The sequence below is a fragment of the Odoribacter sp. N54.MGS-14 genome (assembly GCF_000980295.1).
In the GTDB taxonomy this organism is placed as follows: Bacteria; Bacteroidota; Bacteroidia; order Bacteroidales; family Marinifilaceae; genus Odoribacter; species Odoribacter splanchnicus.
On the sequence record NZ_LARL01000091.1, the window covers coordinates 1 to 9,255 of the forward strand.

Below are 9,255 nucleotides of genomic sequence, written 5' to 3' on the forward strand. Positions count from 1 at the left end.
GCAAAAAACTTTACGTTACGTTTCCGTCAGACACCACCGGTCGGTCGTTCAGAAAAAGCAAGACGACACTCGCCAGAGCTCCAATGGTCCCCGAACACGAACATCTTCGACTCCCGTTATCACTGCCTGGCAAGCTAAACCGGACCTGAAAACCATAAATTTCAGCGAAAAAAGATTTTCCGGTAAAGTAACCCAACTATCCATAATCCGATAGAGGTGAGCCGGTATTTTATTCTATAAAATTTTTCTAATTCTTCCTTTGCCAGGTCGTGTTAACGTGAGATGCAGGGTTTTGTGGCGGAAGACCATTGGAGCGGGAACGAGGGTCCGGTTAGGTTTTCCGAACGCCCGACCGGTGGTGTCTGAGCGAAGCGAGTTCCGCCGGTCAGTGAAGGAAAGCCTTAGCGGACCGGTCCTGGCGAACCGGTCTGACGGTATAAAAACCGGAATCGGAATAGAAAGAAAAAAAATAGACCTACTATTATTTGAACAGATGATAGATTTTGGGAAAAATAATATCTAATAGATATAGATAAAAGTAAATCTTAAAGTCGAATTAAAAAATAATAGTATGAAAATTTTTTGGAAAGTTATCGTTGCTGTGATTGCCTTCTCTTTATTGGGGATCATGATTGTTCTAGGAACAGCTTATATTAAAAGTGTGGAACGGCATACCTATCTTGCTGACAATAAGGTATTGAGTGATAAGTATGTGTATGAAGAATTTTCGAATGGGAAAAAGAGGGTGAAAAACCGGGTTACGCAACAGGTGATTTTGGATCGTTTAGAGTGGCTGGTGACCGGTGATAAGGCCGATTCTTTAGCTGTGTTTTGCCGGAAGGGAAAAAGGGGATATCTGAATTGTTATACCGGCGAAGTGGTGATTCCCGCACAATATGAACGGGCCTGGGTGTTTTCGGAAGGATTGGCGGCTGTGATGTCGGGAGGGAAGATCGGTTTTATCGACCGGCAAGGACGGACAGTTGTCCCGCCGACCTGGAGCTATCCGGTCGGTAGTCAGGAGATGGATTATCTGTTTAAAGGAGGCTATTGTGCCGTCTTCGACAATGCCCGGCAATGTGGTTTGATCGATCGCAATGGACAATGGAAAGTTGCACCTCAATACGATTATATTTATATGCCCGAAGAAGGACTTCGGATACTTCAAAAAGGAGATCGGTGGGGGGTTTTGGGTGATTCGTTACAAATCCTTATGCCAGTGGAATACGATTGGCTGAAAATAGTACCCGAAGGGATAGTCTGTATTCAGGGGGGCAAGCAACAAGTGATCGGAAAAGATGGAAAAACGGTGGTCCGGCCTTTTGTATATGATGCTATCCTTCCCCTGTATTATTCTACTGGAGAATATTTCGATAATGGAGAAGAAAGGATGAACCGAAGCCGCTATTTTTCTTATTCGGTTTGGAATCCCAAAGGAAACCGGTATGGACTAATGGATGCAGAAGGTAAACGGATTACAGAGGCTCTTTATAGTGATATCGAGGCCTTGTCGGATGATCTCTATCTATGCTCTATAGAGGATGGACTTTACCGGATAACCTTGAATTATAACAGATAAACTTTTTCAAGGCTGCTAAACAGGATAAATCTTTGCCAGAGAATGAATTTATTTTGTAAATTTGACGCGAATTGGTAAATAGGATTGGACCGACAAAAAGTGTATACTTATGAAATATCTGGCAAGATTTATTATGTGGCTGGCCGGCTGGAAATACAAAGGTGAATTGCCTGCAGAGAAAAAAGCGGTGATTATATCTGTTCCTCATACTTCGAATTGGGATTTCTTCTGGGGAGAACTGGCTTTTTTGAGTCAGGGTATTCCGGCTTTTATTTTGATGAAGAAGGAATTCTTCTTTTTTCCGCTCGGGATGATTCTGCGGGCATTGAATGTGATACCGGTGGATCGCGGTAATAAAGATAGTCAGTTGGTAGAGCAGATGATTACCGAGTTTAAACAACGCGATTCGATGTATTTGTGTATCACCCCTGAAGGAAGCCGTAAAAAGCGGAAGAAATGGAAGAAGGGTTTTTTGGTTATTGCGAAAGCGGCAGGTGTTCCGGTTTATTTGGGTCGTATCGATTATAAAGGAAAATATTGTGAAGTGGGGCCTTTGTTTTATCCGACGGAGGATGTGGATGCTGATTTAGCCTATATTATGAGTACTTACCACGATGCTAATCCAAAGTATCCGGAGAATTTTTCTAATGGTAATTAGTACGCTCCGGAGAATAGTTTTTTTCGGTAGCGTATGTATTTTTCTTGGAAGTGCCGGAGGAGGTAGCGGTAACCAAGAAAAGAGGCAGAAGCCTGTTTTGACAGAAGAAGTACCGAAAATCACCGTTGAGCGTGTCGCTGCGGATACCACCGGACAAAAAGAAGATTCCGGAACCGAACGGAGGATGCGCCAATTAGGATTGGTGGATATCGGGGAGGTCGATCCTACGATTGCTGTACATTTGGTGTATGCTACATCCGATAATTTTGCCGGAAAGGTGCTGTATCGGGATATCCGGAAAGCATTTCTGTTACCGGAGGCCGCCGAGCGTTTAGCAGAAGCCCAGCGAAAGTTGAAACTTCTGAGGCCGGAATTGAGTCTGCTCGTATATGATGCAGCCCGTCCGATGAAGGTGCAGCAAGAAATGTGGGATTTGGTCAAAGGGACTGAAAACCGGGTGTATGTCAGTAATCCCCGGAATGGTGGTGGATTGCATAATTACGGTGCTGCTGTCGATCTGACTTTGGTCGATTCTTTAGGACATGTTTTGCCGATGGGAAGTGAGTTCGATTATTTCGGGGAGGAGGCGAGGCCTGACCGGGAGGAGGCGATGGTGAAGCAAGGGCGGATTATTTTACCTCATTTGCACAACCGGAGGTTATTGCGTAAAGTGATGACCGATGCGGGATTCCGGGTTCTTCCCAGCGAATGGTGGCATTTTAATCTAATGTCGAGGGCAGAAGCGAGGGTGCGGCTGAAAGTGATAGAATAGTTTATATAAATCTGATTGAATGAATACGACGATCATCGGTGTTGCCGGAGGTACGGCATCGGGGAAATCTACTTTGGTAAAAAAGTTGCAAGAGGCGTTTGAAGGAGAAAGTGTCATCACGCTTTGTCATGATTATTATTATAAAGCGCATGACGATTTGTCTTTCGAAGAACGAACAAAGCTGAATTACGATCATCCCGGTGCTTTCGATACCGATATGATGATTGAAGATATCATGAAACTGAAAAAGGGACGATCTGTTTTCCGGCCCGTTTATTCTTTTGTCAATCATAACCGTACGGATAAGACCGTCAAAGTCGAGCCGGCACAGGTGATTATTATCGATGGAATCCTTATTCTGGAAAACCGGACTTTACGCGAATTGATGGACGTGAAAGTATATGTAGATACCGATCCCGATGTGCGCTTAGGACGCCGTTTGTTACGGGATGTGCAGGAACGAGGGCGTAGTATAGAGTCGGTATTGACCCAATATTTTTGTACGGTAAAACCGATGCACGATGAGTTCGTAGAACCTTCGAAACGTTATGCCGATATTATTATCCCGGAAGGAGGGTTCAATTCTGTTGCGGTCAGTATGTTGATTCATAATATTAATTCATTGATTCACCATGAATCGGAAAGGGATAGGAGATGAAAATAGCATTGGTACAATCCCCTTTGGCCTGGGGAGAGCTGCAGGAGAATTTACAGAATTTTGACAAAAAAATGGCGGAGTGTGAGGATTGTGATGTAATTCTACTCCCTGAGATGTTCACTTCGGGCTGTATGATGATAAAGAAGTCGGCAGAGGTGGCATTTGCCGCTAAGGAATCTGTCGCAAATGCATATCCTGTCGTAGAAGAAAAGATGCTGGCTTGGGCGAAACGTCAGCATGCTTTGGTAATGGGATCGACGGTTTACCGGGAAAATGGAAAATATTATAATCGCTTGATTGCTGCTTTTCCTGAGGGAAATTGCCGGTATTATGACAAACGGCATTGTTTCAGAATGGGCGGGGAGAACGAGCATTTTACTCCCGGAGACCGGCAGTTGACTTTCGAATTTCGGGGAGTAAAGATAGCTGCTTTTATTTGTTATGATTTGCGCTTCCCGGTTTGGTGCAGGAACACACAAAATTATGATCTGGCTGTTTTCGTGGCGAATTGGCCGGAATCGCGCCGCGAAGTCTGGAAAACATTGCTGAAAGCCAGAGCGATTGAAAATCAGGCTTTTGTTGCTGGCGTCAATTGTGTCGGAGAAGATGATAACGGTTTGACCTATTCCGGTGATTCGATGGTCGCCGATGCCCGGGGGAGGGAAGTCGGAAGTACCTCTCCCGGAAATGAAGCCATTATCCGGGTGGAACTGGATATAGAGAAATTGAGGCAATTCAGAAAAAAATTTCCGGTATTGGATGACCGGGATGACTTTCTTTTCCGGGAGAAATGAGGCTAAAACGGAGTTTTTGTTATCTTTGTGCACCTTTATTCAAACGTTTGTTATAATTTTAATCGATATAAAATGAAAAGTATATTAATGACATTCATGGGAGTTGGAACAATAATGAATCTGACTGCCGGGAATTTGTCGGAAGACCGGACAGATCAGCCACAAACCGATGGCGGTAAGGTATTGACTATGGAGGAAGCGGTACTTGGGTATCAGCTTTATCCGAAGAATTTGTATATTCAATGGCAGGGAGACCGGAACGTACTGACTTATCCGGAAGGGACGAACCTGATGGGTGAGGTGGCCGGAAAAGAAAAACCCGAAGTATTGATGACATTAGCTGAACTGAATCGTTTGCTGGAGGCGGATTTGAAGGGATGGCCCCAATATGAATGGAAAGATGGCCGTACCCTGGTGATTATGCGCCAGGGAAAAAGATATGAGATCGATACCGATAAAAAAGTGTTGGCGTATGTTTTTCCTATTGCCAAAGGAGCACAGAATGTGACCTCTAACGGACAGGAATTACTGGCTTATACGAAGGCTAACAATTTATATTATGTAGATGCTAACGGGAATGAATTTGCCGTTACTTCCGATGAAGATCCGAATATAGTCAACGGACAAACGGTGAGCCGGAATGAATTTGGGATCAACGGAGGCATTTTCTGGTCTCCGGATGGCAAACAACTTGCTTTCTATCGCAAGGACGAAAGTCAGGTAGGAACCTTCCCTTTGCTGGATATCAATTCCAGGATGGGGACTTTGCGGGAGATCAAATATCCTATGGCAGGAATGAAATCCGAGCAAATCAGTCTGGGGGTTTATCAGGTTGCTTCGGGTAAGACCGTTTTTTTAGACGTAGATGACTTCGGGCGGGAACAATACCTGACGAATATAGCCTGGAGTCCGGCTTCCGATTATATTTATGTGCAGGTACTCGACAGGGCTCAGAAACACATGAAATTGAATCAATACAGTGCCAAAACCGGTGAATTTGTGAAGACCTTACTCGAAGAGCAGAACGAGCGCTATATAGAACCTTTGACCCCGATCGTGTTTTTGAAAAACGATCCATCCCGGTTTATTTACCGGACGAATAACCGGGATGGCTATTTTAGTCTTTATCTGTGTGAGGCTGCAACCGGAAAAGTGTTGAAAAGGCTGACCGATGTGAATGCCGATGTCGAAATGGTGGGGCAGGATGATAAGTTTGTGTATTATACTTCGGCTGAAGTAAGTCCTGTCGATAATCATTTGTTCAGGGTGGAAGTGAAAAGCGGAAAGAAAACCCGTTTGACACAGGCCGAAGGTTGGCATAAAGTGACGATGAGTGGCGATATGAAGTATTTTGTAGACAATTATAGTAGTCTGAAAGTGCCTCGTGTGATTCTGCTGGTACAAAATGACGGGAAAAAAGTGAAAGAATTGTTGAAGGCGGAAGATCCTACCAAAGATTATAATTTCGGTGAGATTACGTTGGGTACGGTAAAGAGTGCCGATGGTAAGTTCAATAATTATTATCGTCTGATCAAACCCATGAATTTCGATGCTTCCCGGAAATATCCGGTTATCGTTTATGTTTATGGGGGGCCGCATTCACAGATGGTAAAGAATACCTGGCAGGCAGAAATGCGTCGTTGGGAAATGTATATGGCACAACACGGTTATGTGGTTTTTGTCATGGATAACCGGGGTACTTCGAATCAGGGGGCTGAATTTGAAAAAGCGATTCACGGACAATGTGGTCAGGCTGAAATGGCTGATCAGATGGAAGGAATTAAGTTGCTGAAATCTTTACCATATGTCGATGCCGACCGGATCGGTGTGCATGGATGGAGTTACGGTGGTTTTATGACGATTTCCCTGCTTACCAATCATCCCGACGTATTTAAAGTGGCTGTTGCCGGTGGTCCGGTGATCGATTGGAAATGGTACGAAGTGATGTACGGCGAACGTTATATGGATTCCCCCCATACCAATCCGGAAGGATATGCAAAGGTAAGCCTCATTCATAAAGCCAGGGATCTCAAGGGAAAATTACTGATCTGTCAGGGAGCTATCGATAATACGGTGGTTTGGGAACATAGCCTGAGCTTTATCTGGGAATGTATTAAAAATAATATACAGGTAGACTACTTTCCCTATCCCTGTGCCGAGCACAACGTTATGGGAAAAGACCGGATTCACCTGATGCAAAAGGTGACCGATTATTTTGAGGATTATTTGAAATAAAAAGGAGAATTGTAATCAGAGAAAGGATGAGGCTATCCGATTTTGAAGTTGTCCTTCAATGGGATAGCCTCGTTTTTAAGAAATTTTATTTTCTTCCGTGATGACGGATAAAGAATGAGCGTAAGTTCAAATTCTTTTTATCAGAAGGGAGTAAAGACCGTACTTTGAGATTATCACTATCATTATCAATTGCAACATAGGAATAAGAGTACGGAGAGCCATTGATATATTCCGTTTTAATGGTTTTATCCGTATTTAAAACGTATGTCATGTTTTCGCTATATTCGTTTTCGTAATTTTGTTCCGAATCTTTCTCGTAATATTCCTCCGTATACGAAACCGGGAAATAAGCCGATGCCTTCCCTAGCATACCGACTAACGCAAAAACATCGGCATCCTCCATATCAAGGACCTTTGCCTGTCCCAAAGTATATTGTCCCAGTTCATTCTTCTCTTCCCCATACTCGATTGTACAAGTAGAACCGTATTCATATTTTTCTTCATCTTCTGTACTTTCTTCCTTGGTAACTACCTTGATCAGGTTTCCATCTTTCCAGGTGTAAGTCGCCTTGTAGCTTCCTTGAGAAGAAAAGCTTTCCCCATCCTCTTTCCCACTCTCGCTGGAAGATTCTGTATAAGATACTAACTGACCGTTTCCGTTGTATGAAAATGAAATCTTACCGCTACCTTTATAGCTGTAACCATCCTCATTATAATTCCAGGATGCGCTGATGCCTGTGACGTATCCGTCACTGTTAAACGACACTTTGGCTTCTTCATCATCCATGATCACAACTCCCTTGTCATAATCGATCTCGCCATACACGTAAGAATTATTTTTAACTTGAGTGCAACGATTGTTATCATCGTACACGAAAGTGTAATCCCCGATACGGGAAGGTAACTTTCCGGCGTATGTGATTGCCGGCCCTTGTGGGATTTTGTCATCATCATCATCGTTACAAGCTGAAAATAAGCACACTACCATGAGTGCTGTTCCCCATAATAATTTTTTCATTTGTTTTTCTATTAAAAATTTATAAATAATCGGTTTGCAAAATTAATTAAGCCCATTGAAAAATCCAATTCAAAAATTTTTTTATATAAGTAGTTCGTACGGTTTTTTAATATAAAAACTGGGGAAATAATTATAAGGATAAATTCCGAATATCGTTGGTTCCTAACAAATTTATATGTATTTTTGCATCATATTCTTACAAAGAGATAATCAGGTAGTTCGGATGTTAAAAAACGAACGATTAAAACAGTTATGTTTTGAATCTCTTTTCTTTTTCTGACTATTTTATAATCTTCATCTAATCAATCTTTTCAAAATTTATTCATAAACCTTCCCAGCTATTTTTCATTACAAATTTAATCGTTCGTTTTTTTTGTAAACATATTGCCGATGATTTGTATTCTCAATTCAAATTTCAATATGTATAGTATTTTATAATCTTATCTGTTATTTCAAACGATATTTTTTTCAGTTTATTTCTTCTCCCGGCTGCCCGAGCTCCTTTTCATTCTTGGACGTAAAAGAGTCTCCCGGTGGCGTCGCCGTGGGTTGCTACACGCGTAGGGTAACAGACCGGGCGTGAACCGGTACCCAATCCGGTGGGGAAACCCCCTAAGGCAACGCCGCTACGATGGTTCGGGAGCGGGAGTTCGATTCTCCCGGTAGCGACGAAGATAGATGATAAATAATAGATGATAGACGGAAGGAGATTTTGTAGGGGATTTGTGATGGGGAAGCTGGTGATAAGGTGGATTTTTACGAATCTTAAATACAGTTTTTATGCTTGAACATTTGGCTCCGTTTTTGATCGGTGCTGTCGTCGGCCGGCTGATTTTTAATCATAAACATCTATTTTATTTTACATACATCATTGTTGGAAAATTAATGTCATCCCGGGAAAGTTTTTATCTTTTTCCGGGATGATATTTTTAATGACTTATAATTTCAATTTAAAATGTTAAATGACCAATCCGTATTGATAACCGGAGGGACAGGTTCCTTCGGTAAAAAGTTTGTGGAAACAATTTTAGGACGTTATCCTTCAGTAAGACGTATCGTGGTTTATTCCCGTGACGAACTCAAACAATTTGAACTGAAGCAAAAATATCCTCACGACCGTTATCCCCAATTGCGTTTTTTTATCGGCGATGTCCGGGATGGGGAACGGTTGAAACGGGCCTGTGAAGGGATCGATGTAATAATCCATGCCGCGGCTATCAAGCAAGTGGATACGGCCGAATACAATCCTGAGGAATGTATCAAGACCAATGTTCACGGAGCCCAGAATGTGATCAATGCGGCTTTACAAACCGGCGTGAAACATGTGGTAGCCTTATCGACCGATAAAGCTTGTGCTCCGATAAATTTGTACGGGGCGACGAAACTGACTTCCGATAAGTTGTTTACTGCGGCCAACAATATCAGCGGATCGAAAGATGTAAGATTTTCTGTGGTTCGCTATGGCAATGTGATGGGATCGCGTGGTTCTGTGATACCGTTTTTTATCGGTAAGCGCGATAGCGGAGCTAAGGAGTTACCGA

The 9,255-nt window shown here is 42.8% G+C and carries 8 protein-coding genes; 7 read left to right on the forward strand and 1 reads right to left on the reverse strand.

Going from position 1 to position 9,255, the window contains the following annotated elements; all coding sequences use genetic code 11:
* The first annotated feature begins 571 nt into the window (after positions 1-571).
* The 6 genes from WS42_RS13400 to WS42_RS13425 all read left to right on the forward strand — a co-directional run bounded on the left by WS42_RS13400 (position 572) and on the right by WS42_RS13425 (position 6,696).
* Positions 572-1,579 (forward strand): WG repeat-containing protein, encoded by a 1,008-nt coding sequence (locus WS42_RS13400; protein WP_286728657.1) that lies wholly within the window; start codon positions 572-574, stop codon positions 1,577-1,579.
* A 109-nt stretch (positions 1,580-1,688) separates the two neighbouring features.
* A complete protein-coding gene (locus WS42_RS13405) occupies positions 1,689-2,237 on the forward strand; it encodes a 1-acyl-sn-glycerol-3-phosphate acyltransferase (RefSeq protein WP_013610772.1) in 549 nt (182 codons plus the stop codon).
* Entirely contained in the window at positions 2,227-3,009 is a 783-nt protein-coding gene (locus WS42_RS13410) for a M15 family metallopeptidase (protein ID WP_229057673.1), read from the forward strand. The genes WS42_RS13405 and WS42_RS13410 overlap by 11 nt, the downstream gene beginning before the upstream one ends.
* A gap of 19 nt (positions 3,010-3,028) precedes the next feature.
* Entirely contained in the window at positions 3,029-3,667 is a 639-nt protein-coding gene (gene udk, locus WS42_RS13415) for a uridine kinase (RefSeq protein ID WP_013610774.1), read from the forward strand.
* The gene (locus tag WS42_RS13420; protein WP_013610775.1) at positions 3,664-4,461 is read left to right on the forward strand and encodes an amidohydrolase; all 798 of its coding nucleotides are present in this window, start codon (positions 3,664-3,666) and stop codon (positions 4,459-4,461) included. Before udk ends, WS42_RS13420 begins: the two co-directional genes overlap by 4 nt.
* Before the next feature lie 72 nt (positions 4,462-4,533).
* Positions 4,534-6,696 carry a S9 family peptidase gene (locus WS42_RS13425; protein WP_286728660.1) on the forward strand — a complete coding sequence of 721 codons (2,163 nt, stop codon included), beginning with the start codon at positions 4,534-4,536 and terminating at the stop codon, positions 6,694-6,696.
* Positions 6,697-6,781: 85 nt separating this feature from the next.
* Here the strand turns inward: WS42_RS13425 and WS42_RS13430 are convergent, their stop codons facing one another.
* On the reverse strand, positions 6,782-7,714 hold the full coding sequence (locus WS42_RS13430) for a DUF4595 domain-containing protein (RefSeq protein ID WP_229057672.1): 933 nt from the start codon (positions 7,712-7,714) through the stop codon (positions 6,782-6,784).
* 955 nt (positions 7,715-8,669) lie between these two features.
* Here WS42_RS13430 and WS42_RS13435 point away from each other — a divergent pair.
* Positions 8,670-9,255 (forward strand): SDR family NAD(P)-dependent oxidoreductase (locus WS42_RS13435; RefSeq protein WP_046451242.1); only part of this gene is annotated, 586 nt, incomplete at its 3' end.